Source organism: Couchioplanes azureus (assembly GCF_014648355.1).
Taxonomy (GTDB): domain Bacteria; phylum Actinomycetota; class Actinomycetes; order Mycobacteriales; family Micromonosporaceae; genus Actinoplanes; species Actinoplanes azureus.
The window spans coordinates 31,352-55,022 of sequence record NZ_BMQY01000003.1 but is presented as its reverse complement, the minus strand read 5'-3'; the positions used below and the strand labels follow the sequence as shown (position 1 = coordinate 55,022).

At 71.8% G+C, this 23,671-nt stretch carries 22 protein-coding genes; 19 read left to right on the top strand and 3 right to left on the bottom strand.

The window, feature by feature from the left end:
* The first annotated feature begins 14 nt into the window (after positions 1 to 14).
* From IEY99_RS11560 to mltG (IEY99_RS11535), 6 genes are all read left to right on the top strand, one after another.
* Positions 15 to 320, top strand: coding sequence for a hypothetical protein (locus tag IEY99_RS11560; RefSeq protein ID WP_189202329.1), 306 nt, complete (start codon positions 15 to 17; stop codon positions 318 to 320).
* Positions 317 to 3,001, top strand: coding sequence for an alanine--tRNA ligase (alaS, locus tag IEY99_RS11555; RefSeq protein ID WP_189202327.1), 2,685 nt, complete (start codon positions 317 to 319; stop codon positions 2,999 to 3,001). The genes IEY99_RS11560 and alaS overlap by 4 nt, the downstream gene beginning before the upstream one ends.
* A 16-nt stretch (positions 3,002 to 3,017) precedes the next feature.
* Positions 3,018 to 3,479, top strand: coding sequence for a Holliday junction resolvase RuvX (ruvX, locus tag IEY99_RS11550; protein ID WP_189202325.1), 462 nt, complete (start codon positions 3,018 to 3,020; stop codon positions 3,477 to 3,479).
* Entirely contained in the window at positions 3,476 to 4,648 is a 1,173-nt protein-coding gene (gene mltG, locus IEY99_RS11545; RefSeq protein WP_189202323.1) for an endolytic transglycosylase MltG, read from the top strand. The genes ruvX and mltG (IEY99_RS11545) overlap by 4 nt, the downstream gene beginning before the upstream one ends.
* Positions 4,649 to 4,682: 34 nt before the next feature.
* Positions 4,683 to 5,513: a shikimate dehydrogenase gene (locus IEY99_RS11540; RefSeq protein WP_189202321.1), complete on the top strand. Its 831-nt coding sequence runs from the start codon at positions 4,683 to 4,685 to the stop codon at positions 5,511 to 5,513.
* Between the two features lie 140 nt (positions 5,514 to 5,653).
* Positions 5,654 to 6,823, top strand: coding sequence for an endolytic transglycosylase MltG (gene mltG, locus IEY99_RS11535; protein ID WP_189203522.1), 1,170 nt, complete (start codon positions 5,654 to 5,656; stop codon positions 6,821 to 6,823).
* Here the strand turns inward: mltG (IEY99_RS11535) and IEY99_RS11530 are convergent.
* Positions 6,820 to 7,971, bottom strand: a complete 1,152-nt coding sequence (locus tag IEY99_RS11530; protein WP_308427043.1) for a multidrug effflux MFS transporter — start codon at positions 7,969 to 7,971, stop codon at positions 6,820 to 6,822. The genes mltG (IEY99_RS11535) and IEY99_RS11530 overlap by 4 nt on opposite strands.
* A 177-nt stretch (positions 7,972 to 8,148) precedes the next feature.
* Here IEY99_RS11530 and aroC point away from each other — a divergent pair, with 177 nt between their 5' ends.
* Both aroC and IEY99_RS11520 read left to right on the top strand, forming a co-directional pair.
* Positions 8,149 to 9,327, top strand: coding sequence for a chorismate synthase (gene aroC, locus IEY99_RS11525; RefSeq protein WP_189202317.1), 1,179 nt, complete (start codon positions 8,149 to 8,151; stop codon positions 9,325 to 9,327).
* Positions 9,327 to 9,833: a shikimate kinase gene (locus IEY99_RS11520; RefSeq protein WP_189202315.1), complete on the top strand. Its 507-nt coding sequence runs from the start codon at positions 9,327 to 9,329 to the stop codon at positions 9,831 to 9,833. The genes aroC and IEY99_RS11520 overlap by 1 nt, the downstream gene beginning before the upstream one ends.
* Here the strand turns inward: IEY99_RS11520 and IEY99_RS11515 are convergent.
* The gene (locus IEY99_RS11515) at positions 9,820 to 10,530 is read right to left on the bottom strand and encodes a Clp protease N-terminal domain-containing protein (protein ID WP_189202313.1); all 711 of its coding nucleotides are present in this window, start codon (positions 10,528 to 10,530) and stop codon (positions 9,820 to 9,822) included. The genes IEY99_RS11520 and IEY99_RS11515 overlap by 14 nt on opposite strands.
* A gap of 69 nt (positions 10,531 to 10,599) precedes the next feature.
* On the opposite strand from IEY99_RS11515, the gene aroB reads away from it, so the two are divergent.
* The 4 genes from aroB to nusB all read left to right on the top strand — a co-directional run bounded on the left by aroB (position 10,600) and on the right by nusB (position 13,170).
* The gene (aroB, locus tag IEY99_RS11510; RefSeq protein WP_189202311.1) at positions 10,600 to 11,676 is read left to right on the top strand and encodes a 3-dehydroquinate synthase; all 1,077 of its coding nucleotides are present in this window, start codon (positions 10,600 to 10,602) and stop codon (positions 11,674 to 11,676) included.
* On the top strand, positions 11,673 to 12,104 hold the full coding sequence (gene aroQ / locus IEY99_RS11505) for a type II 3-dehydroquinate dehydratase (protein WP_189202309.1): 432 nt from the start codon (positions 11,673 to 11,675) through the stop codon (positions 12,102 to 12,104). Before aroB ends, aroQ begins: the two co-directional genes overlap by 4 nt.
* Before the next feature lie 74 nt (positions 12,105 to 12,178).
* Positions 12,179 to 12,736, top strand: a complete 558-nt coding sequence (gene efp, locus IEY99_RS11500; protein ID WP_189202307.1) for an elongation factor P — start codon at positions 12,179 to 12,181, stop codon at positions 12,734 to 12,736.
* A gap of 23 nt (positions 12,737 to 12,759) precedes the next feature.
* Complete coding sequence (gene nusB, locus IEY99_RS11495) at positions 12,760 to 13,170, top strand: transcription antitermination factor NusB (protein ID WP_189202305.1); 411 nt, start codon at positions 12,760 to 12,762, stop codon at positions 13,168 to 13,170.
* A 276-nt stretch (positions 13,171 to 13,446) separates the two neighbouring features.
* Here the strand turns inward: nusB and bldD are convergent, their stop codons facing one another.
* A complete protein-coding gene (bldD, locus tag IEY99_RS11490; RefSeq protein WP_071807762.1) occupies positions 13,447 to 13,935 on the bottom strand; it encodes a transcriptional regulator BldD in 489 nt (162 codons plus the stop codon).
* Positions 13,936 to 14,242: 307 nt separating this feature from the next.
* Here bldD and pyrR point away from each other — a divergent pair, with 307 nt between their 5' ends.
* Genes pyrR through IEY99_RS11455 form a run of 7 tightly spaced genes read left to right on the top strand, consistent with a single transcriptional unit; the run spans position 14,243 to position 23,659 of the window.
* Positions 14,243 to 14,809 carry a bifunctional pyr operon transcriptional regulator/uracil phosphoribosyltransferase PyrR gene (gene pyrR, locus IEY99_RS11485; protein ID WP_229798512.1) on the top strand — a complete coding sequence of 189 codons (567 nt, stop codon included), beginning with the start codon at positions 14,243 to 14,245 and terminating at the stop codon, positions 14,807 to 14,809.
* Entirely contained in the window at positions 14,806 to 15,729 is a 924-nt protein-coding gene (locus IEY99_RS11480) for an aspartate carbamoyltransferase catalytic subunit (protein WP_189202301.1), read from the top strand. The genes pyrR and IEY99_RS11480 overlap by 4 nt, the downstream gene beginning before the upstream one ends.
* Positions 15,726 to 16,988, top strand: a complete 1,263-nt coding sequence (locus IEY99_RS11475) for a dihydroorotase (protein WP_189202300.1) — start codon at positions 15,726 to 15,728, stop codon at positions 16,986 to 16,988. The genes IEY99_RS11480 and IEY99_RS11475 overlap by 4 nt, the downstream gene beginning before the upstream one ends.
* Entirely contained in the window at positions 16,985 to 18,094 is a 1,110-nt protein-coding gene (gene carA / locus IEY99_RS11470; RefSeq protein ID WP_189202298.1) for a glutamine-hydrolyzing carbamoyl-phosphate synthase small subunit, read from the top strand. The genes IEY99_RS11475 and carA overlap by 4 nt, the downstream gene beginning before the upstream one ends.
* Positions 18,094 to 21,402 (top strand): carbamoyl-phosphate synthase large subunit, encoded by a 3,309-nt coding sequence (gene carB / locus IEY99_RS11465; RefSeq protein ID WP_189202296.1) that lies wholly within the window; start codon positions 18,094 to 18,096, stop codon positions 21,400 to 21,402. Before carA ends, carB begins: the two co-directional genes overlap by 1 nt.
* Positions 21,399 to 22,403 carry a quinone-dependent dihydroorotate dehydrogenase gene (locus tag IEY99_RS11460; RefSeq protein WP_189202293.1) on the top strand — a complete coding sequence of 335 codons (1,005 nt, stop codon included), beginning with the start codon at positions 21,399 to 21,401 and terminating at the stop codon, positions 22,401 to 22,403. The genes carB and IEY99_RS11460 overlap by 4 nt, the downstream gene beginning before the upstream one ends.
* Entirely contained in the window at positions 22,400 to 23,659 is a 1,260-nt protein-coding gene (locus tag IEY99_RS11455; protein WP_189202291.1) for an adenosylmethionine--8-amino-7-oxononanoate transaminase, read from the top strand. The genes IEY99_RS11460 and IEY99_RS11455 overlap by 4 nt, the downstream gene beginning before the upstream one ends.
* Positions 23,660 to 23,671 lie beyond the last annotated feature (12 nt).

The window sequence follows — 23,671 nt, the reverse complement described above, 5'->3', positions numbered from 1 at the left end:
CGGAGAGAAGACTCATGAAGCGGTTGCTCTGGCTGGGCGTGGGCCTGGCCGTCGGTGCCATCGTCGTGCGCAAGATCTCGCGGAAGGCCGACGAGTTCACCCCGTCCGGCATCGCCACGTCGCTGTCGCAATCCGCTGGCGGCCTCGTCGAGTCCCTGCGTAGCTTCGTGGAGGACGTGCGCGAGGGGATGGCCGAGCGCGAGCAGGAGATCCACGCGGCCTTCGCCGCGGGAGAGCTTTACGAGGACAAGTTCGCCGAGCTGCGCGACGACGCACAGGGCGGTTCACACGGGCGGCACGCCCAGGAGGGTCAGCGATGAAGACGGCGGAGATCAAGCGGCGCTACCTGGCGCATTTCGAGGCCAACGGGCACACGGTCGTGCCGAGTGCCCCGCTGCCCGCCATCGAGGACCCCAACCTGCTGTTCATCAACGCGGGCATGGTGCAGTTCGTGCCGTTCTTCCTCGGTCAGCGCACCCCGCCCTACCAGCGCGCGGTGAGCGTGCAGAAGTGCATCCGGACGCCGGACATCGACGAGGTCGGCAAGACGTCGCGGCACGGCACGTTCTTCCAGATGAACGGCAACTTCTCGTTCGGCGACTACTTCAAGGAAGGCGCGATCAAGCTCGCCTGGGAGCTGTCGACCAAGCCGGTGGAGCAGGGCGGGTTCGGGCTGGACCCGGAGCGGATCTGGCCGACCGTCTACCTCGACGACGACGAGGCGTTCGAGCTGTGGCGTGCCACCGGTGTGCCCGTCGAGCACATCGTCCGCCGCGGCAAGAAGGACAACTACTGGTCGATGGGGATCCCGGGGCCGGCGGGCCCGTGCTCGGAGCTGTTCTACGACCGCGGCCCCGCGTACGGCCGCGAGGGCGGCCCCGAGGTCGACGAGGACCGGTATCTGGAGTTCTGGAACCTGGTCTTCATGCAGTACGAGATCACCGACGTGAAGAGCAAGGAAGACTTCACCATCGTCGGTGACCTGCCCGCGCAGAACATCGACACCGGCATGGGCCTGGAGCGCATCGCCTCGATCCTGCAGGGCGTCGACAACCTGTACGAGATCGACGAGGTCCGGCCGATCCTGGCGCGGGCGGCGGAGCTGACCGGCAAGACCTACGGCGCGCGGTCCGGGCACGCGGCGAGCGAGTCGCACCCCGACGACGTGCGGCTGCGGGTGATCGCGGACCACGTGCGGACGTCGCTGATGCTGATCGGCGACGGGGTCACGCCGTCGAACGAGGGCCGCGGCTACGTGCTGCGGCGGATCATGCGCCGGGCGATCCGGGCGATGCGGCTGCTGGGCTGGCAGGAGAAGGCGCTGCCCGAGCTGCTGCCGGTGGCGCGCGACTGCATGGCCCCGTCGTATCCGGAGCTGGCGCAGGAGTTCGAGCGGATCTCCACGTACGCGTACGCGGAGGAGGACGCGTTCCTGTCGACGCTGCGCGCGGGCACCACGATTCTCGACACGGCGATCACCGACACCCGGGCGAAGGGCGGCAAGGCGCTCTCCGGCGCGCAGGCGTTCCAGCTGCACGACACGTACGGCTTCCCGATCGACCTGACCCTGGAGATCGCGGCGGAGCAGGGCCTCACCGTCGACCAGGAGGGCTTCCGCCGGCTCATGGCGGACCAGCGGTCCCGCGCGAAGGCGGACGCCGCCGCGCGCAAGACGGGCCACGCGGACCTGTCGTCCTACCGGTCGGTGCTCGACGCGGGCGGCCCGGTGGAGTTCACCGGCTACGCGGAGGTCTCCCGCGAGTCGCGGGTGCGGGCGCTGCTCGGCACCGGTGGTGCGCGCGTCGAGGCGGCCGGCGAGGGCGACTACGTCGAGCTCGTGCTCGACAGCACCCCGTTCTACGCCGAGGGCGGCGGCCAGCAGGCGGACACCGGCCTGATCAACGTCGGGGCCGGTCAGGTCGAGGTCGTCGACGTGCAGCAGCCGCTGCCCGGCCTCATCGTGCACAAGGCCCGGGTGGTCCGCGGCGAGGTGCGCGCGGGGGAGGCGGGCTTCGCCGAGATCGACGTGACGCGCCGCCGGGCCATCTCGCGGTCGCACACCGCCACCCACCTGATCCACCAGACGATGCGCGCCTTCCTGGGCGAGTCGGCGACCCAGGCGGGTTCGCTGAACGCGCCCGGCCGGCTGCGGTTCGACTTCAACACCCCGGGCGCGGTCCCGGCGAGCGTCCTGCACGACGTCGAGCAGCAGGTCAACGAGGTGCTGCTGCGCGACCTCGAAGTGCATGCGTTCATCACCTCGCAGGAGGAGGCGCGCCGGCTCGGCGCGATGGCCCTGTTCGGGGAGAAGTACGGCGATGAGGTCAGAGTGGTTGAAGTCGGCGACTACGCGCGTGAGCTCTGCGGTGGCACGCACGTCGCCCGCTCCGGCCAGCTCGGCCTTGTGAAGATCCTCACGGAGTCGTCGATCGGCTCCGGGGTCCGCCGGGTCGAGGCGCTCGTCGGCATCGACGCGTTCGGCTTCCTCGCCAAGGAGCACCTGCTCGTCACCCGTCTGGCGGAGCTTTTCCGGGTTCCGGGCGACCAGGTGGCCGACCGGGTCGAGCAGACCGTCACGGCGCTGCGCGACGCGGAGAAGGAGCTCGAGAAGATGCGCGCGCAGATGGTCCTCGGCGGCGCGGGCACGCTGGCGGAGCAGGCGAAGGACCTGCGGGGGGTGGCGTTCGTCGGCACCGAGGCACCGGAGGGGGCGGCCACCAACGATGTGCGTACCCTTGCCCAGGAGATTCGTGGCAAGATCGACGCCGGTCGTCCGGCGGTGGTCGCGGTGGCGGCCCGGGCGAACGGCAAGGCGTCACTGATCGTAGCGATCAACGCGGCGGCGAAGGATCGCGGACTGTCCGCGTCCGAGCTGGTGAAGGGCGCGTTGTCCGGTCGGGGCGGCGGCAACGCCGATCTCGCGCAGGGCGGCGGAGTGCCCGCTGACCAGGTCCCCGCGCTGCTGGCGGCGGTGGAGAAGGCGGTCGGTGAGGCCGTCTGAGAGGAAGGGTGGCCCGATGAACGCACTGCCGCGGGGTAGGCGGCTGGGCGTCGATGTCGGTAAGGTGCGCGTCGGGGTCGCGCTGTGTGACCCCGACGGGATCCTGGCCACCCCCCTGGCCACGGTGGCCCGTGACATGGCGGCGGCGCCCGGCGCCGTCCCCGGTGACATCGCCGAGCTCGTCCGCCTCGTGGGGGAGCACGAGGTGGTGCAGATCGTGGTGGGACTCCCGGTGCGCCTCAACGGCGCCGAGGGAGATGCCGCCGCTGACATCCGTACCTATGCGCACCGCCTGGAACAGGCGGTCGGACCGGTTCCCGTCGTCCTCGCGGACGAGCGGATGTCGACCGTGGTCGCAACCCGTAGGCTTGCCGAGCGAGGAGTCCGGGGTAAGCGGCAACGGGCGGTCGTCGACCAGGCGGCCGCCGTGGAGATCCTGCAGAGCTGGCTGGACGCACAGCGGAGGCAGACGAGATGATCGACGAGCTGGACCTGGCGTTCGACGAACAGATCGAACGCGGTAAACCCCGCCACCGGCGCAGCGGCCGCGGCGGCAAAGGCAAGTCCACCGTCGCGTTTTTGATGGTGTTCCTCCTGCTCGGCGTCCTGGGCGTGGGTGGCTACCTCGGCTTCGAGAAGGTCAAAGGCTTCTTCACGGCGGCCGACTACGACGGCGCGGGCACCGGTCAGGTGGAGGTGTCGCTGGCCGAGGGCTCGCTGACCGACATCGGCAACGCGCTCGTCGAGAAGGACGTGGTGAAGAGCACGGCCGCGTTCATCGAGGCGGCGGAGGAGAATCCGCGCGGCAAGAACATCCAGCCGGGTACGTACACCATGCGGCTGCAGATGTCGGCCAAGGACGCCGTCACGCTGCTGCTCGATCCGAAGGCCCGGGTGACCAAGGGCGTCACCATCCCCGAGGGCAAGACCGCGCTGGAGATCTACGCGATCTTGTCCAAGGCCACCGGCGTTCCGGTGAAGGACTTCGAGGCCGCCGCCAAGGATCCGAAGGCGCTCGGCGTGCCGGACTTCTGGTTCAACCGCCGCGACGACAAGAAGGCATCGGGAACGATCGAGGGCTTCCTGTTCCCGGACACGTACGAGTTCAAGCCGAAGTCGACCGCCGCGGAGATGCTGTCGGTCATGGTGGCCAAGTTCATCGACACGACCACGGAGATGGACTTCGTCAAGTCGGTCGAGAGCGGCTTGTCGGTCTCCCCGTACGAGGCGCTGATCGTGGCGTCGCTGTCGCAGGCCGAGGCGGGCATCGCCGAGGACCTGCCGAAGGTGGCCCGGGTCGCCTACAACCGGGCGTACAAGAAGAAGATGCCGTTGCAGTTCGACGTGACGACGAACTACTGGCTGCAGCTGCAGAACAAGGGCAAGAAGCACTCGGGCAAGATGACCACCGCCGAGCTCGAGGATCCGAAGAACCCGTACACCACCGAGCTCAAGGTCGGCCTGCCGCTGGGGCCGATCAACAACCCGGGCAAGCTGGCGTTGCAGGGTGCGGAGAAGCCGGCGACCGGCGACTGGCTGTTCTTCGTCGCCGTGGACAAGACGGGCAGGTCGGCGTTCGCGGTCACCAACGCCGAGCACGACGCGAATATCCAGAAAGCCTGCCAGAACGGCATCCCGCTCTGCTGAGCGGGCATCCCGACGCCCACCGAAAGCGCGCCGCATGACCGTGAACCGCCGCGCCGCCGTCTGCGGCAAGCCGATCGCCCACTCGCTGTCGCCGGTGATCCACGCCGCGGGCTACGCCGCCACGGGACTGCTCGACTGGGCGTACACGGCCATCGAGTGCGGCGAGGCCGAGCTCGCCGAGCTGGTGGCCGGCCTCGGCCCGGAGTGGGCCGGGCTGTCGCTGACCATGCCGCTCAAGGAGGCGGCCCTGGCGGTCGCCGCGGAGGTCTCGCCGGTCGCGGCCGCGACCGGTGCGGCCAACACTCTGGTACGCCGCGACGACGGTACGTGGTTCGCCGACAACACCGACGTACCGGGCATGGTCCGGGTGCTGCGGGACGCGGGACTGGCCGGGTCGCCGTCGATCTCCGTGCTCGGCGGCGGCGGCACGGCTCGCGCCGCGCTGGCGGCAGCCGCCGCACTGGGCGCCGCCGAGGTGACGGTCGTGACCCGCCGCCCGGAGGCCCGCGAGGAGCTCGCGCCGGCCGCCGAGGCGCTCGGTGTGACGATCACCGGTGTCGACTGGGCCGACGCCCCCGCCGCGTTCGGCGCGGACGCCATCGTCTCGACCGTGCCGAAGGGCGCCGCCGACGGCCTGGCGGTGCAGGTCGCGTGGCGGCCGGGCACGGTGCTCTTCGACGCGATCTACGACCCGTGGCCGACCCCCCTGGCCTCCGCGGCGGCGGCGAACGGCGTCCGGGTGGTGTCCGGCCTCGATCTGCTGCTGGCTCAGGCGCTCGGCCAGTTCGAGCGGTTCACCGGCGTCAGCCCGGCCCCGGAGGCGGCCATGCGCGAGGCGCTGGCCGCCGCGGCCGCGGTGCGCTGAGCCACCCTCCGAACAGGACGCTGACCAGCGGTGTTCGGGCGGTCACCGCGTTGACAGCCGCTCTTATGCTCGGCGGCCCCCAGGGCAGCCGCGGTGGAGATCCTGCCGAGCCGGCTGGACGCGCGGCGGAGGCGGACGTGATGCTCGACGAACGGGACCGGGCGGTCGATGGACCGATCGAACGCGGCAAGCCCCGCCATCGGCGTCCCGCCGGCAAAGGCAGGTCCACCGTCGCGTTTTTGATGGTGTTCCTCCTGCTCGGCGTCCTCGGCGCGGGCGGCTATCTGGGCTTCGGGACGGTCAAGGGCTTCTTCGTCGCCGGCGATTACGAGGGCACGGGCACCGGTCAGGTGGAGGTGTCTCTCGCGGAGGGCTCGCTGACCGACATCGGCAACGCGCTCGTCGACAAGGACGTGGTGAAGAGCACGGCCGCGTTCATCGAGGCGGCGGAGGAGAATCCGCGCGGCAAGAACATCCAGCCGGGTACGTACAAGATGCGCAAGCAGATGTCGGCCAGGGACGCCGTAGCCTTGTTGCTGGACCCGAAGGCGCGGATCACCAGGGGCATCACCGTTCCCGAGGGCGCGACCACAATGGAGATCTACGCGCTCCTGTCGAAGAAGACCGGCGTTCCGCTGAAGGACTTCGAGACCGCCGCGAAGAATCCGAAGGCCTTGGGCGTGCCGGACTTCTGGTTCAACCGCCGCGACGAGAAGGAGGCCTCCGGCACCGTCGAGGGCTTCCTGTTCCCGGACACGTACGAGTTCAAGCCGAAGTCCACCGCCGCGGAGATGCTGTCGGCGATGGTGGCCAAGTTCCTGACGACCACCGCCGAGATGGACTTCGTCAAGACGGTGGAGAGCAAGCTCAAGGTGTCGCCGTACGAGGCGCTGATCGTGGCGTCGCTGTCGCAGGCGGAGGCGGGCATCGCCGAGGACCTGCCGAAGGTGGCGCGCGTCGCCTACAACCGGGCGTACAAGAAGAACATGCCCCTGCAGTTCGACGTGACGACGAACTACTGGCTCCAGCTGCAGAACAAGGGCAAGAAGCATTCGGGCAAGATGACCACCGCCGAGCTCGAGGATCCGCGGAACCCGTACACCACGACGGTGCAGCCCGGCCTGCCGCTGGGGCCGATCAACAACCCGGGCAAGCTCGCGTTGCAGGGCGCGGGGAAGCCGGCGACCGGCGACTGGATCTTCTTCACCGCCGTCGACAAGACCGGCAGGTCGGCCTTCGCGATCACCAACGCGGAACACGACGCGAACCGCGACAAGGCCTGTGCCAACGGCATTCCGGTCTGCCGCTAGGCCCGCCCCGCGCGGCCGGTGAGCAGCAGCATCGAGAGCAGCGCGAGCACGGCGAACCCGAGCACGGCCAGGCCCATCGGCACGCCCAGGCCCGGATCGCCCAGGCCGGCCAGGGGCGCGGCGAGCGCGGCGGTCACGGACTGGATCCCGCCCATCACCGCCGCCGCCGTGCCGGCCCGGCCGGGGTGCCCGTCCAGCGCCAGCGCGGTCGCGTTCGGCATCACCATGCCGATCGCGCCGACCACCACGAACAGGCCGGCGGCGAGGGCGGCCAGCGAGCCGGACACGGCGCCCGCGAGCACGGCGAGGCCGGCCAGCGCCTGGGTCACCAGCGCCGCCAGCAGCAGCCCGCGGGGCGCGACGCGGTCCAGGAGCCGGCCGTTCGCCTGGCTCAGCGCGATCAGCGCGCAGGCGTTCACTCCGAACAGGACGCTGAACAGCGTCGGCGAGACGCCGTACCCGTCCTGGAAGACGAACGACGAGCCGGAGATGTAGCCGAACAGGGCCGCGAAGGCGAAGGACTGCGCCAGCGTGTAGCCCACATAGCCGCGGTCGGTGATCAGCGTGCGGGCCGCGCGGGCCGTGTCCCCGAGGCCGCCGGGGCTGCGCCGCCCGACCGGCAGCGTCTCCGGGATGCGCGCGGCCAGCAGGGCGGTCAGCAGGGCGGCGATGACGCCCAGCGTGACGAAGATGCCGGGCCAGGAGGTCACCTTCAGCAGCGCGCTGCCCAGCAGCGGCGCCGCGATGGGCGCCACGCCGAAGATGAGCGTGAGCCGGGAGAAGAACTTCGCCGCTTCCACCCCGGAGTAGAGGTCCCGGACGATGGCCCGGGCCACGACCACGCCGACCCCGCCCGCGAAGCCCTGGAGCAACCGGAACCCCGCCAGCAGCGGCGCGGTCGGGGCGAGGGCGCAGAGCACGGAGAGGATCGCGTACGCGCCCACGCCGGCCAGCATCGGCCGGCGTCGTCCCCACCGGTCGCTGAGCGGGCCGCAGACGAGCTGCCCGAGCGCCAGCCCGATCAGGCACGTGGTGAGCGACAGCTGCACCTCGGTGGGCGCCACGGTGAGGTCGTCGGCGATGGCGGGCAGAGCGGGCAGGTACATGTCCAGCGACAGCGGCCCGATCGCCGTGACGAGCCCGAGCATGACCACCAGCAGAGGGCCGTGCGGCGGCCGCACGGCTTCCGCGGTCGGGGCGGCGGGCTGCGAGGACACCCGTGGACGATACCTCTGACCTTTTGGCGGCGGGTGCCCGTCGTCCGGTGAGCGGGACCACGGCGGGCTGGCGGCGCGCCGCGCGGGCCGCATGCCAGACTGTCATCCGTGTTGCGCTGGCTGACCGCAGGGGAATCGCACGGACCGGCGCTCGTCGCCCTGATGGAGGGCGTGCCCGCCGGAGTGCGGGTGACGAGCGAGGACATCGGCCGCGATCTCGCGCGCCGCCGTCTCGGGTACGGGCGGGGCGCGCGGATGTCGTTCGAACGGGACGAGGTTGAGATCGTCGGTGGCATCCGCCACGGCGTGACCCTCGGCAGCCCGGTGGCCATCCGCGTCGGCAACTCCGAATGGCCCAAGTGGCAGACGGTGATGGCCGCGGACCCCGTCGACCCGCAGGAGCTGGCCGCGCAGGCGCGCAACGCGCCGCTCACCCGGCCCCGGCCCGGCCACGCCGACCTGGCCGGCATGCAGAAGTACGGCCACACCGACGCCCGCCCGATCCTGGAGCGCGCCAGCGCCCGGGAGACCGCGGCCCGGGTCGCCGTCGGCGTGGTGGCCAAGGCCCTGATCCGGCAGGCGCTCGGCATCGAGGTGGTCTCGCACGTGATCGAGCTGGGCTCGGTCGCCGCCAAGGCGGGACTCGTCCCGGTCCCGGAGGACGCCGAGCGGATCGACGCCGACCCGCTGCGCTGCCTCGACCCCGAGGCGAGCGCGCGCATGGTGGCCGAGGTGGACGCGGCGAAGAAGGATGCGGACACCCTCGGCGGGATCGTCGAGGTGCTGGCCTACGGCGTACCGCCGGGCCTCGGGTCGCATGTGCAGTGGGACCGCAAGCTGGACGCCCGGCTGGCGGCCGCGCTGATGTCCATCCAGTCGGTGAAGGGTGTGGAGATCGGCGACGGCTTCACCCAGGCCCGCTCGCGGGGCTCGGTGGCGCACGACGAGATCGTTCCGACGCCGGAGGGCGTGAAGCGGGTCACCGACCGGGCGGGCGGCCTGGAGGGCGGCATCACCAACGGCGAGGGCCTGCGGGTCCGCGCCGCGCTCAAGCCGATCTCCTCGCTCAACCGCGCCCTGCAGACCGTGGACGTCACCACCGGCGAGCCCGCCACGGCGATCAACCAGCGCTCGGACGTCTGCGCGGTGCCGGCCGGCGCGGTGGTGGCCGAGGCGATGGTGGCGCTGGTGCTCGCCGAAGCCGCGACCGAGAAGTTCGGCGGCGACTCGGTGGCGGAGATCCGACGCAACCTGGCCGGATACGTCGACAGTCTGCTGATCCGCTGATGGCGCCGCTGGTCGTGCTGGTCGGAGCGCCCGGCGCCGGCAAGACGACGGTGGGCGAGGCCGTCGCCGCACAGCTCGGGGTCGCGTTCGCCGACACCGACCACGTGATCGCGCAGCGCGCCGGCAAGACCATCCCGGAGATCTTCTTCGACGACGGCGAGGACGAGTTCCGCCGGCTCGAGCGCGAGACGATCGCCGCCGAGCTCGCCTCCTTCTCCGGCGTGCTGGCCCTCGGCGGCGGTGCCGTGCTCGACCCCGGCACCCGCGAGGCCCTGCGGACCCAGCGGGTGGTCTTCCTGTCGGTCGAGCTGTCCGACGCGGTGAAGCGGGTGGGGCTCGGCGCCGGACGTCCGCTGCTGAGCGTCAACCCGCGGGCGACGCTGAAGTACCTCATGGACCAGCGCCGCCCGCTGTACGAGTCGGTGGCCACGCACACGGTGAAGACCGACGGGCGCACCCCCGCCGAGCTCGCCGCCGAGGTCGCGGCGCTGGTCAGGGCCGGCTAGCCTCCAGCGCCTCGATCCGCCGGACCAGGGGCGCCAGCTCCGCCCGTACGGCGGTCAGCAGGTCCGCCGTCGCCGCCGGTGCCGGGGCGCTCGCGCGCAGATGGGCATAGCCGGCCAGCGCGGCGGCCACCGCGCGCCGGGTGGCGCGCGCGTCGGCGCCCCGCTCGACCAGCACCCGCCCGGCCAGCCCGTCCGGCTCGGCGGACAGGCCGATGAGCAGGTGCTCGCACCCGACGTAGTTGTGTCCCAGGCCCGTCGCCTCGGTGACGGCCAGCTCGACGGCGTTGGCGGCGGGAGAGCTGAACCGCAGCCCGTCGCCCCCGCCGCCGGCCTCCGTGCCGTCGGGCACGGTGATCGAGACGGGGTCGATCTCCATCGCGCCCAGGACCTGCAGGGCCATGTTGCCGCCCTCGGCGAGCATGCCGTGCAGGAGGTGCCCGGTGGTCACCGCCGACGCGCCGGTGGCCCGGGCCCGCTCGGCGGCCAGCGACAGCACGCTCACGGTACGGGCGGTGAAGTGCGGAAGCCGGCTCGCGAGCTGCTCGGGGTCCAGGTCGCTGAGCACGGTCTGCCGGATGGCGGTCACCCGGCGTACCGCCTGCTCCAGCGCGCGCTGGCACACGGCCGAGACAGGGACGCCGGCCTCCCGGACGGCGTCGGCGAGAGCGTCGGGGAGATACACGTTGATTTTCGGCATGGCTACAGGTAACCCCAGGAGGGGTTAGTTGTCTATAACCCCATGTGGTCGTCACTACCCTCGATGCCGATGGACGAGATGACCCGTATTTCCGTGGCCGGCGACCGGCCCTACGACGTGCTCGTCGGGCACGGCCTCCTCGGCGAGCTGCCCGGGCCGATCGACGGCGCCGTGCGCGCCGCGGTCCTCTACGCCGCGCCGCTCGAGCAGCGCGCCGAGGCGGTCGCCGACGTGCTCCGGCGGGCCGGCGTGCGGCCCCTGCCGATCGAGGTCCCCGACGCCGAGGCCGGCAAGAGCATCGAGGTCGCCGCCCGCTGCTGGGACGAGCTCGGGGCGGCCGGCTTCACCCGTACGGACGTGGTGGTGGGCGTCGGCGGGGGAGCGGTGACCGACCTCGCCGGGTTCGTGGCGGCCGGCTGGCTGCGCGGGGTGCGCTGGGTGCCGGTCTCGTCCTCGCTGCTGGGCATGGTCGACGCGGCCGTCGGCGGCAAGACCGGCGTCAACATCGCCGCGGGCAAGAACCTGGTCGGTGCCTTCCACCCCCCGGCCGGGGTGCTGTGCGACCTCGACCTGCTCGCCACGCTGCCCGCCGACGATCTCGTCGCCGGGCTCGCCGAGGTGGTCAAGTGCGGCTTCATCGCCGATCCGGCGATCCTCGACCTGGTCGAGGCGGATCCGGCGGCCGCCACCGACCCGGCCGGCGCCGTCCTGCGCGAGCTGGTCGAGCGGGCGATCCGGGTGAAGGTGGACGTCGTCGGCGTCGACCTGCGCGAGTCCGGGCTGCGCGAGATCCTCAACTACGGCCACACCCTGGGGCACGCCATCGAGAAGCACGAGGCGTACGGCTGGAAGCACGGTCACGCGGTCGCCGTCGGCCTGGTGTACGCCGCCGAGCTGGGCCGTCTGACCGGCCGGCTCGACGACGCCACGGCGGCCCGGCACTCCTCGGTGCTGTCCCTGCTCGGCCTGCCGGTCTCGTACCGCACGGACGCCTGGCCCGACCTGCTCGCCGCGATGCGCATCGACAAGAAGGCCCGCGCGGACACGCTGCGATTCGTCGTGCTGGACGGCCTCGCCCGGCCCGGCATCCTCGCCGTCTCGGACGAGTCCGTGCTGGCCCGTGCCTACCAGGCGGTGGCGGCATGACCCGCGTGTACGTCCTCAACGGGCCCAACCTCGGCCGGCTCGGCACCCGCCAGGTCGACGTGTACGGACTGACCTCGTACGCCGATCTGGTCACGCTGTGCGAGGAGACCGGACGCGAGCTCGGCCTGGACGTGGTGGTCCGGCAGACCGACGCCGAGCACGAGATGCTCGGCTGGCTGCACGCCGCCGCGGACGAGCAGGCGCCGGTCGTGCTCAATCCGGGCGCCTGGTCGCACTACTCGTACGCGGTCCGCGACGCCTGCGCGCTGCTGCGGGCGCCCCTGGTCGAGGTCCACATCTCCAACATCCACGCCCGGGAGGAGTTCCGGCACCACTCGGTGGTCTCGGCGGTGGCGACCGGCGTGATCGCCGGGCTCGGCGTGGACGGCTACCGGCTGGCCCTGCGCCACGTCGCCGGGCTGCTCTGACCCGATTCGCCGGGTGACCGGCGGCGCCGGTAAACTCCACCGGTCACCTCTACGTTTCCAGAACAAGGCAGGACATGGCTTCCACCAACGACCTGAAGAACGGCCTGGTGCTCAACCTCGACGGCGAGCTGTGGGCCGTGGTCGAGTTCCAGCACGTCAAGCCGGGCAAGGGTGGGGCGTTCGTGCGCACCACGCTCAAGAACGTGCTCTCCGGCAAGGTCGTGGACAAGACCTTCAACGCCGGCACCAAGGTCGACACCGCCACGGTCGACAAGCGCACGATGCAGTATCTGTACCAGGACGGCGAGGACTTCGTCTTCATGGACCTGGACACCTTCGACCAGATCACGGTGCCCAACGGCACGGTCGGCGAGGCGGCCAACTACCTGCTGCCCGAGGCGGAGGCCACGGTCGCGACGCACGAGGGCGTTCCGCTCTACATCGAGCTGCCGACCAGCGTCTTCCTCGAGGTGACCTACACCGAGCCCGGCCTGCAGGGCGACCGCTCGACCGGCGGCACCAAGCCGGCCACCGTCGAGACCGGCGCCACCGTACAGGTCCCCCTCTTCATCACCACCGGCGAGAAGATCAAGGTCGACACCCGCGACGGCCGTTACCTCGGCCGCAGCTGATGGCCGAAGGCCCCAAGACGCAGATGCCTGCGCGCCGCAAGGCGCGCAAGCGCGCGCTCGACGTCCTCTACGAGGCCGACCTGCGCGACCTGCCGCCGAGCCAGGTCCTCGCCACCTACCTGGACCGGGTCGCCAAGCCCCGCCCCGAGCACATGGACTACACCATCGGCCTGGTCGAGGGCGTCGCCAAGCACCTCGACCGGATCGACGAACTGATCGCCAGCTACGCCGAGGGCTGGACCCTGGAGCGCATGCCGGTAGTGGACCGCAACCTGGCCCGCATCGCCGTCTACGAGCTGCTCTACCTGCCCGAGATCGACGACCCGGTGGCCATCACCGAGGCCGTCGAGCTCGCGAAGCAGATGTCGACCGACGACAGCCCCCGCTTCCTCAACGGCATCCTCGGCCGGATCGCCGAGTTCGCCACCCGCTGAGCGCGTTCACGGCAGCCTGCCCGACGAAGTCGGCGCAGGCTGCCGCGCCCAGGATCGTGGAGGTGCGGACCACGGCGGCCCACAAAGAAGCCCGCATCGCATGCGATGCGGGCTTTCTGCTCTCGCCGGACCGCAACCCGAGCCGGATCGCGCCCGTCGTTGTCGAGGGCGCCGAAACGGACAAGGCGCCCTTTGCCGTGGTCCGTTTCGGTGTCCTCGACAACGACGTCAAGGGGCGCGATCCCCGCCGAGCGAAGCGAGGCCATGTAACAGCACTTAACTGGCGAAGAACGCGCGCGGGTCGGCGACCAGGACGCCGGCCTCGGTCAGGCGCTCGATCAGGCCGGACGGCGAGATGTCGTAGACGATCGCGAGCGCGCGCAGGTCGTCGGCGCGGATGGAGAGGACGCGGCCGTTGTAGTCGCCGCGCTGCTGCTGGATGGCCCGGGCGTAGCGGGCGACGTAGGCGAGGTCCTCGCCGGCCGCGTCGTACAGCTTCTCCAGGTCCAGCACGATCTTGTTGGTGGCCTCGAGCCGGACGCCGCTGCCGTCGGGCAGCAGCTCCGAGACGGGCACGCGGTAGAAGTCGGCCAGCTCGGCCAGACGCGAGACGGTGACCGCACGGTCGCCGCGCTCGTACGAGCCCACCACGACGGCCTTCCAGCGGCCGTTCGACTTCTCTTCCACGCCCTGCAGGGACAGGCCCTGCTGCTGGCGGATAGAGCGCAGGCGGGCGCCCAACGACTTGGCGTACTCAGACGGCATTCGGACACTCCAAAACTGTGCTGGCCCGGGGGGTTCTTCCCCCGGATCGCTACGCTGCGTGACGGTACGGAGTTTGCCAGCCCTGGTCAAGTGTCGGTCGCCGATGAGTCGCTGCGCCGGGGAGGGAGTTGCCCGTATTCGTCCGTCTGGTCCGTGGGTCAGCCACGTCACCATGGTCATCGCGGTGCGCACTGGTAACGTAGCGTCAGCCGTCGGGCGGCCCTTGATCGGGGTGCCCGATGCGACAACAAAAGAGCACAGACGTCCTTTAACGACCCGTCCCGTGAGGCGGGGAAGGAGGTCCGCCGTGGCATACCCACGCGCCGACACAGGTCCCGCGAAGATCATTCTTTCGGGGTCCGACCTGCATCGGGTGGTCGACCGCATCGCCCACCAGATTCTCGAGAAGACGTCCGGCGCCACGGACACCGTGCTGCTGGGCATCCCGACCCGTGGAGTCCCGCTGGCGCGCCGGCTCGCCTCCCGCATCCACGCCTTCGAGGGCATCGACATCCCGGTCGGGGCGCTGGACATCACCCTCTACCGCGACGACCTGCGGCGGCACGCCACCCGGGCGCTCGGCAAGACCGACATCCCGGCCGGCGGGCTCGACGGCCGCCGGGTGATCCTCGTCGACGACGTGCTGTTCTCCGGGCGTACGGTGCGGGCCGCGCTGGACGCCCTCGGCGACGTCGGCCGGCCGAGCTCGGTGCAGCTCGCCGTCCTGGTCGACCGCGGGCACCGGGAGCTGCCGATCCGCGCCGACTACGTCGGCAAGAACATCCCGACCGCGCTCGCCGAGACGGTACGGGTGTCGCTCGCCGAGACCGACGACGGCGTGGACGAGGTCCGGCTCTCCGGGGGTCCCGCATGATCAAGCATCTGCGCTCCGCGGCGGACCTGGACGCGGACACCGCCACGCTGATCCTGGACACCGCCGCCGAGATGGCCACCCTGGCCGGGCGCGAGGTCAAGAAGCTGCCGACCCTGCGCGGGCGTACGGTCGTGAACCTCTTCTACGAGGACTCCACGCGTACCCGCATCTCGTTCGAGGCCGCGGCCAAGCGGCTCTCCGCGGACGTCATCAACTTCTCCGCGAAGGGCTCCAGCGTCTCCAAGGGCGAGAGCCTCAAGGACACGGCCCTGACCCTGCAGGCGATGGGCGCCGACGCGGTCGTGATCCGGCACCCGGCCTCCGGGGCCCCGCACCGGCTCGCGTCCTGGGTGGACGGCTCGGTGATCAACGCCGGCGACGGCACCCACGAGCACCCGACGCAGGCGCTGCTGGACGCGTACACGATGCGGTCCCGGCTGGGGAAGATCGACGGCCTGCGGGTCGCGATCGTGGGTGACGTGCTGCACAGCCGGGTCGCGCGCTCCAACGTCCTGCTGCTCACCACGCTGGGCGCCCAGGTCACCCTGGTCGGCCCGCCGACTCTGATCCCCCTGGACGTCGCGGCCGCGCTCTCCGCGAGCACGAAAGTGTCGTACGACCTCGACAGCGTCCTGCCCGAAGCTGACGTCGTCATGATGCTGCGGGTGCAGACCGAGCGGATGCAGGACTCGTATTTCCCCTCCGCCCGCGAATACAGCCGCCGCTACGGGCTCGACGCTCCGCGCATGAGGAAGCTGCCGGAGCACGCGATCGTCATGCACCCCGGGCCGATGAACCGGGGCATGGAGATCGCTCCCGAGGTGGCCGACTCCACGCGTTCCACGATCGTCGAACAGGTCGCCAACGGCGTCAGCGCCCGGATGGCCGTTCTCTACCTCTTGCTGGGAGGCAAGGCATGACCTCGTATCTCATCAAGGGTGTCTCCGTCGTGGGTGGAGCGCCCACCGATCTGCTGATCGCCGACGGCGTGATCGCCGAGGGCGGCAGGGCCGACGAGACGATCGACGCCGCGGGCCTCGTCGCCCTGCCCGGCCTGGTCGATCTGCACACCCATCTGCGCGAGCCCGGCCGCGAGGACGCCGAGACGGTCGAGACGGGTTCGCGCGCGGCGGCCCTCGGCGGTTACACCGCGGTCTGCGCGATGGCGAACACCTCGCCGGTCGCGGACACCGCCGGCGTGGTGGAGCAGGTGTGGCGGCTGGGCCGCGAGGCGGGCCTGGTCGACGTGCAGCCCATCGGCGCGGTCACGGTCGGGCTCGCCGGCAGGCAGCTCGCCGAGCTGGGCGCGATGGCGACCTCCGCCGCGAAGGTGCGCATCTTCTCCGACGACGGCTTCTGCGTCGCCGACCCGCGCCTGATGCGCCGCGCGCTGGAGTATGTGAAGGCCTTCGACGGCATCATCGCCCAGCACGCCGAGGAGCCCCGGCTCACCGAGGGTGCCCAGATGCACGAGGGCGAGGTCTCCACCCGGCTCGGCCTCACCGGCTGGCCCGCGGTCGCCGAGGAGGCGATCATCGCCCGCGACGTGCTGCTCGCCGAGCACGTCGGCAGCCGCCTGCACGTCTGCCACGTCTCCACGGCCGGGTCGGTCGAGGTGCTGCGCCAGGCCAAGGCCCGGGGCGTCCGGGTGACCGCCGAGGTCACGCCGCACCACCTGCTGCTCACCGACGAGCTCGCGGCCAGCTACGACCCGGTCTACAAGGTCAACCCGCCGCTGCGTACCGCCGCCGACGTGCAGGCGCTGCGGCAGGCCCTGGCCGACGGGGTCATCGACATCGTCGCCACCGACCACGCCCCGCACGCCGTGGAGGACAAGGAGTGCGAGTGGGCGTACGCACGTCCCGGCATGGTCGGCCTCGAAACCGCCCTGCCGGTCGTGCTGAGCGTCCTCGGTGAGCAGTGGGAGCTGATCGCCGAGCGCATGTCGCGCGCCCCCGCCCGGATCGCGGGCCTGGCCGGGCACGGCACCGATCTCACCGCCGGCACGCCGGCCAACCTCACGCTGGTGGACCCGTCCGCCCGCCGGGTCGTGGACCCGGGCGAGCTGGCGAGCCGCAGCCGCAACACACCGTACGCGGGCACCACCCTGCCGGGTCGCATCGTCGCGACCTTCCTCCGGGGAGAGCCGACCGTCCTGGATGGGAAGGCCGTCAAGTGAAACCAGCAATTCTTGTCCTCGAGGACGGACGCACGTTCTCGGGAAGCTCCTACGGCGCCGAGGGGGAGACCTTCGGCGAGGCCGTCTTCACCACCGGCATGACCGGTTACCAGGAGACGCTGACCGACCCGTCGTACCACCGGCAGGTCGTGGTGCAGACCGCACCGCAGATCGGCAACACCGGCGTCAACGACGAGGACGACGAGTCCGGCCGCATCTGGGTCGCCGGCTACGTCGTGCGGGACCCGGCCCGCCGGCCCTCCAACTGGCGCGCGACCGGCGACCTGGGCGAGCGCCTGGCCGCCGAGGGCGTGGTGGGCATCAGCGGCGTCGACACCCGCGCGCTGACCCGGCACCTGCGCTCGCGCGGCGCCATGCGGGTCGGCATCTCGACCGTCGACCTCGACCCGGCGTCGCTGCTGACCCGGGTGCGCTCGGCGCCGCAGATGCTCGGCGCCGACCTCTCCGCCGAGGTCACCACCGCCGAGCGCTACACCGTCGACGCGGTCGGCGAGCACCGGTACACGGTCGCCGCCCTCGACCTCGGCATCAAGCGCAACGTCTCCCGCCGGCTGGCCGAGCGGGGCGTGACCACGCACGTCTTCCCGGCCACCTCGTCCATCGAGGACCTGCTCGCGGTCGGTCCCGACGCGGTCTTCCTCTCCCCGGGCCCGGGCGACCCGGCCACCGCGGACGGGCCGGTCGGGCTGGCCCGCGCCGCGCTGGCGCGCCGGGTGCCGCTGTTCGGCATCTGCTTCGGCAGCCAGATCCTGGGCCGGGCGCTCGGCTTCGGCACCTACAAGCTCGGGTACGGCCACCGCGGCATCAACCAGCCGGTGCTCGACAAGACCACCGGCAAGGTCGAGGTGACCAGCCACAACCACGGCTTCGCGGTCGACGCGCCGCGGGACGCCGTGATCGACACGGACTTCGGCCGCGTCGAGGTCTCCCACGTCTGCCTCAACGACGACGTGGTCGAGGGGCTGCGGGCGCTGGACGTGCCCGCCTTCACCGTTCAATACCACCCCGAGGCGGCCGCGGGCCCGCATGACGCGGACTACCTGTTCGACCGCTTCGTGGAGCTCGTCGAGAAGGTGGACGCCTGATGCCGAAGCGCACCGACCTCCAGCACGTCATGGTGATCGGCTCGGGGCCGATCGTGATCGGCCAGGCCTGCGAGTTCGACTACTCCGGCACCCAGGCCTGCCGGGTGCTGCGCGCCGAGGGGCTGCGCGTCTCGCTGGTCAACTCCAACCCCGCGACGATCATGACGGACCCGGAGTTCGCCGACGCCACGTACGTCGAGCCGATCACGCCCGAGTTCGTCGAGATGGTCATCGCCCGGGAGCGGCCGGACGCGATCCTGCCCACCCTCGGCGGGCAGACCGCGCTCAACACCGCGGTCGCCCTGCACGAGAGCGGCGTCCTCGACAAGTACGGCGTCGAGCTGATCGGCGCCAACATCGACGCGATCCGGCGCGGCGAGGACCGGCAGCTGTTCAAGGACATCGTCGCCCGCGCCGGCGGCGAGACCCCGCGCAGCCGCGTGTGCCACTCGATGGACGAGGTGCGGTCGACCGTCGCCGAGCTGGGCCTGCCGGTGGTGATCCGGCCGTCGTTCACCATGGGCGGCCTCGGCTCCGGCATGGCGCACACCGACGAGGACCTCGAGCGCATCGCGGGCGACGGCCTGGCCGCCTCCCCGGTGCACGAGGTGCTCATCGAGGAGAGCGTGCTCGGCTGGAAGGAGTACGAGCTCGAGCTGATGCGCGACAAGAACGACAACGTCGTGGTCGTCTGCTCGATCGAGAACCTCGACCCGATGGGCGTGCACACCGGCGACAGCGTCACCGTGGCCCCGGCCATGACCCTGACCGACCGCGAGTACCAGCGCCTGCGCGACCTCGGCATCGCCGTGCTGCGGGAGGTCGGCGTCGACACCGGCGGCTGCAACATCCAGTTCGCGGTCAACCCGGCGAACGGGCGCCTGGTCGTCATCGAGATGAACCCGCGGGTCTCGCGCTCCTCGGCGCTCGCCTCGAAGGCCACCGGCTTCCCGATCGCCAAGATCGCGGCCAAGCTCGCGATCGGCTACACCCTCGACGAGATCCCCAACGACATCACGCTCCAGACGCCGGCCGCCTTCGAGCCCGCGCTGGACTACGTGGTCGTGAAGATCCCGCGGTTCGCCTTCGAGAAGTTCTCCGGCGCCGACCCCGAGCTGACCACGACGATGAAGTCCGTGGGCGAGGCGATGAGCGTGGGCCGCAACTTCGCCGAGGCGCTCAACAAGGCGATGCGCTCGCTGGAGACCAAGGCCGCCGGGTTCTGGACGGCCCCCACCTTCACCGACCGCGACGAGGCGCTCGCGGCGTTGCGGATGCCGCACGACGGGCGGCTCTACACCGTGGAGGCCGCGCTGCGCCTCGGCGCGAGCGTCGCGCAGGTGCACGAGGCGAGCGGCGGCATCGACCCGTGGTTCCTCGACGAGATCAAGGCCCTTTCCGACCTGCGCGAGGAGATCCTCGCCGCCCCCGTGCTGGACGAGGTGCTGCTGCGCCGGGCCAAGCGCTCCGGTCTCTCCGACCGCCAGCTCGCCGCGCTCCGCCCGGAGCTCGCCGGGGAGGACGGGGTCCGGGCGCTGCGTCACCGGCTGGGCATCCGGCCCGTCTACAAGACCGTGGACACCTGCGCGGCCGAGTTCGAGGCGCAGACGCCGTACCACTACTCGACGTACGACGAGGAGACCGAGGTCGCGCCCTCCGACCGCCCCAAGGTGCTGATCCTGGGCTCCGGGCCGAACCGCATCGGGCAGGGCATCGAGTTCGACTACTCCTGCGTGCACGCGGTGATGGCGCTCAAGGGCGCGTACGAGACGGTCATGGTCAACTGCAACCCGGAAACCGTCTCCACCGACTACGACACCGCCGACCGGCTCTACTTCGAGCCGCTGACCTTCGAGGACGTCCTCGAGGTCTTCCACTGCGAGGACGCCTCCGGCAAGGCCGCGGGCGGGCCCGGCGTGGTGGGCGTCATCGTGCAGCTCGGCGGCCAGACGCCCCTGGGCCTGGCCCGGCGGCTCAAGGCGGCGGGGGTGCCCATCGTCGGCACCTCGCCCGAGTCGATCGACCTGGCCGAGGACCGCGGGGCGTTCGGCGCGGTGCTCGCCCGGGCCGGGCTGCGCTCGCCCGAGCACGGCACGGCCACCTCGTTCGAGGAGGCCAAGGCGATCGCCGATGCGATCGGCTACCCGGTCCTGGTCCGCCCGTCGTACGTCCTCGGCGGCCGCGGCATGGAGATCGTGTACGACGAGCCGACCCTGGCCGACTACATCGCCCGCGCCACCGAGATCTCGCCCGACCATCCGGTGCTGGTGGACAGCTTCCTGGACGACGCGATCGAGATCGACGTGGACGCGCTCTGCGACGCCACCGGCGAGGTCTACCTCGGCGGCGTGATGGAGCACATCGAGGAGGCCGGCATCCACTCCGGCGACTCGTCCTGCTCGCTGCCGCCGGTCACCCTCGCCGGGTCGCACCTGGCCGAGGTGCGCCGCTACACCGAGGCGATCGCCCGCGGCGTCGGGGTGCAGGGCCTGCTCAACGTCCAGTACGCCCTCAAGGACGACACGCTCTACGTGCTGGAGGCCAACCCCCGCGCGTCGCGCACGGTGCCGTTCGTCTCCAAGGCGACCGCGGTGCCGCTGGCCAAGGCGGCCGCCCGGATCATGCTCGGCGCGACCGTCGCGGAGCTGCGCGCCGAGGGCATGCTGCTGCGCAGCCGGGACGGCGGCGACATCCCGCCGGAGGCACCGATCGCGGTCAAGGAGGCGGTGCTGCCGTTCAAGCGGTTCCGCACCCCGGCCGGCAAGGGCGTGGACAGCCTGCTCGGGCCCGAGATGAAGTCGACCGGCGAGGTCATGGGCATCGACCCGTCGTTCGGGCCGGCGTTCGCGAAGTCGCAGGCGGCCGCCTACGGTTCGCTGCCGACCAGCGGCAAGGTCTTCGTCTCGGTGGCCAACCGGGACAAGCGTTCGATGATCTTCCCGATCAAGCGCCTGGCCGACCTGGGCTTCGAGATCGTCACGACCGCGGGGACCGGGGAGGTCCTGCGCCGGCACGGCATCGAGTGCGAGATCGTCCCCAAGCACTTCGAGAGCCCCGGCCGCAACGCGGTGGCGCTGATCGCCGCCGGGGAGATCGCGCTGATCATCAACACGCCGCAGGGTTCCGGCGCGAGCGCGCGCTCGGACGGCTACGAGCTGCGCAGCGCGGCGGTCACGTACGACATCCCGAGCATCACGACGGTGCCGGGTGCCGCCGCCGCGGTGATGGGCATCGAGGCGCTGATGCGCGGCGACATGTCCGTACGCCCGTTGCAGGAGCTGCACGCCGCGCTGCGGGAGAAGGAGTGACCCTCTTCGAGACCGCCGTCCGCCCGGTGTTGTTCCGGGTGGGCGGCGGCGACGCCGAGCGGGCGCACGAGTTCACCCTGGACCGGCTGGCCGGGCTGGGCTCCGCGGCCCGGGCCGTGCTGCGCCGCCGCTACGCGGTCAGCGCCCCGGTGGAGCTCTTCGGGGTGCGCTTCCCCAACCCGGTCGGGCTCGCCGCCGGCATGGACAAGAACGGCGTCGCGCTGCCCGCCTGGCCGGCCCTCGGCTTCGGCTTCGTCGAGGTCGGCACGGTCACCGCCCGCCCGCAGCCCGGCAACGACCGCCCGCGGCTGTTCCGGCTGCGCGACAGCGAGGCCGTGATCAACCGGATGGGCTTCAACAACGACGGCGCGGCGGCGCTCGCCGGCCGGCTGCGGGCGCTGGGGCCGCTGGGGATCCCGCTCGGTGTCTCGCTCGGCAAGTCCAAGGTGACGCCGCTGGAGGAGGCGGTGCAGGACTACCTCACCTCCTACGAGCTGCTGCACCCGTACGCGGACTACATCGCGGTGAACGTCTCCTCGCCGAACACGCCGGGCCTGCGCACGCTGCAGGACAAGTCGGCGATCGCCGCGCTGCTCGGCGCCCTGGTCGGCAAGACGCCCGTGCTGGTGAAGATCGCGCCCGACCTCTCCGAGTCCGCCATCGCCGAGCTGCTCGGCGTGTGCCTGGCGTACGGGGCGGCCGGGGTGATCGCCACCAACACCACGCTGAGCCGCGACGGGCTGGCCCCCGCCGACCGGGCGCGGGCGGCCGAGGCCGGTGGGCTGTCCGGGCGGCCGCTGACCGAGCGGGCCCGCGAGGTCGTCCGCTTCGTCCACACCGAGACCGGCGGCCGGCTGCCGATCATCGGGGTGGGCGGCATCGTGGAGCCGGACGACGCGGCCCGGATGTTCGACGCGGGCGCGTCGCTGGTGCAGCTCTACACCGGCTTCATCTACCGGGGGCCGGCGCTGGTCAGGGCGGCGGCCCGGGCCCGCCGATGAACCTGCTCGATCTCGACCGGGCGCACGTCTGGCATCCGTACGGGCCGATGCCCGGTCGCTCCGAGCCGTACGTGGTCGACAGCGCGCGGGGCGTGCGCCTGCGCCTGGCCGACGGGCGCGAGCTGGTCGACGGCATGTCCTCGTGGTGGGCGGCGATCCACGGCTACCGCCATCCCGTCCTCGACGCGGCCCTGGCCGATCAGGCGTCCCGGATGAGCCACGTCATGTTCGGCGGCCTGACCCACGCGCCCGCGGTGGAGCTGTGCCGCACGCTGGTGGAGCTCACCCCCGACGGCCTGGAGCACGTCTTCCTCGCCGACTCGGGCTCGGTCGGCGTCGAGGTCGCGATCAAGATGGCCCTGCAGGCCCAGCTGGCGCGGGGACGCCCGGGCCGGCGGCGGCTCGCGACCTGGCGGGGCGGCTACCACGGCGACACGTTCCACCCGATGAGCGTCTGCGACCCGGTGGGCGGCATGCACGCGCTGTGGACCGGCGTCCTGCCCGCCCAGGTCTTCGCGGGTGCCCCGCCGGCCGGCTACGACGAGGCGTACGCCGCCGAGCTCGTCGCGATGGTCGAGCGGCACGCGGACGAGCTGGCCGCCGTCATCGTCGAACCGGTCGTGCAGGGCGCGGGCGGCATGCGTTTCCACCATCCGGAGTACCTGAGGGCACTCCGGGAGGTGACAACCGCCCACGACGTGCTGCTGATCTTCGACGAGATCGCGACCGGCTTCGGGCGTACGGGCGAGCTGTTCGCCGCCGACCACGCCGGGGTGTCTCCCGACATCATGTGCCTGGGCAAGGCCCTGACCGGGGGATATCTGACCCTGGCCGCGACCCTGTGCACCTCGGCGGTGGCGCATGCGGTGAGCGCCGGGAGCGCGGGCGGGCTGGCGCACGGACCCACCTTCATGGGCAACCCGCTCGCCTGCGCCGTCGCCAACGCCTCCATCGGGCTGCTGACGGGCCAGGACTGGCGGGCCCGGGTGCGGTCGGTGGAGCAGGGGCTGCGGGCCGGTCTGGAGCCGCTCAGAGGCGCTCCGGGGGTCGCCGACGTGCGCGTCCTGGGCGCGATCGGCGTCGTGCAGCTCGACCGGCCGGTCGACATGGCCCGGGCGACGGCGGCGGCCGTCGGCGCGGGGGTGTGGCTCCGCCCGTTCCGGGACCTGATCTACACGATGCCGCCGTACGTGGCGGAGGAGGCCGACGTCGCCCTCATTACCCGGGGAATCGCCGCCGCGGTGTCCGCCACCTGACACGAAAGGGGA

Coding starts and splice junctions, on each gene's coding strand:
- IEY99_RS11560 (WP_189202329.1), top strand. CDS start 15: ATGAAGCGGTTGCTCTGGCTGGGCGTGGGCCTGGCCGTCGGTGCCATC.
- alaS (WP_189202327.1), top strand. CDS start 317: ATGAAGACGGCGGAGATCAAGCGGCGCTACCTGGCGCATTTCGAGGCC.
- ruvX (WP_189202325.1), top strand. CDS start 3,018: ATGAACGCACTGCCGCGGGGTAGGCGGCTGGGCGTCGATGTCGGTAAG.
- mltG (WP_189202323.1), top strand. CDS start 3,476: ATGATCGACGAGCTGGACCTGGCGTTCGACGAACAGATCGAACGCGGT.
- IEY99_RS11540 (WP_189202321.1), top strand. CDS start 4,683: ATGACCGTGAACCGCCGCGCCGCCGTCTGCGGCAAGCCGATCGCCCAC.
- mltG (WP_189203522.1), top strand. CDS start 5,654: ATGCTCGACGAACGGGACCGGGCGGTCGATGGACCGATCGAACGCGGC.
- IEY99_RS11530 (WP_308427043.1), bottom strand. CDS start 7,971: ATGCTCGGGCTCGTCACGGCGATCGGGCCGCTGTCGCTGGACATGTAC.
- IEY99_RS11520 (WP_189202315.1), top strand. CDS start 9,327: ATGGCGCCGCTGGTCGTGCTGGTCGGAGCGCCCGGCGCCGGCAAGACG.
- IEY99_RS11515 (WP_189202313.1), bottom strand. CDS start 10,530: ATGCCGAAAATCAACGTGTATCTCCCCGACGCTCTCGCCGACGCCGTC.
- aroB (WP_189202311.1), top strand. CDS start 10,600: ATGGACGAGATGACCCGTATTTCCGTGGCCGGCGACCGGCCCTACGAC.
- aroQ (WP_189202309.1), top strand. CDS start 11,673: ATGACCCGCGTGTACGTCCTCAACGGGCCCAACCTCGGCCGGCTCGGC.
- efp (WP_189202307.1), top strand. CDS start 12,179: ATGGCTTCCACCAACGACCTGAAGAACGGCCTGGTGCTCAACCTCGAC.
- nusB (WP_189202305.1), top strand. CDS start 12,760: ATGCCTGCGCGCCGCAAGGCGCGCAAGCGCGCGCTCGACGTCCTCTAC.
- bldD (WP_071807762.1), bottom strand. CDS start 13,935: ATGCCGTCTGAGTACGCCAAGTCGTTGGGCGCCCGCCTGCGCTCTATC.
- IEY99_RS11480 (WP_189202301.1), top strand. CDS start 14,806: ATGATCAAGCATCTGCGCTCCGCGGCGGACCTGGACGCGGACACCGCC.
- IEY99_RS11475 (WP_189202300.1), top strand. CDS start 15,726: ATGACCTCGTATCTCATCAAGGGTGTCTCCGTCGTGGGTGGAGCGCCC.
- carB (WP_189202296.1), top strand. CDS start 18,094: ATGCCGAAGCGCACCGACCTCCAGCACGTCATGGTGATCGGCTCGGGG.
- IEY99_RS11455 (WP_189202291.1), top strand. CDS start 22,400: ATGAACCTGCTCGATCTCGACCGGGCGCACGTCTGGCATCCGTACGGG.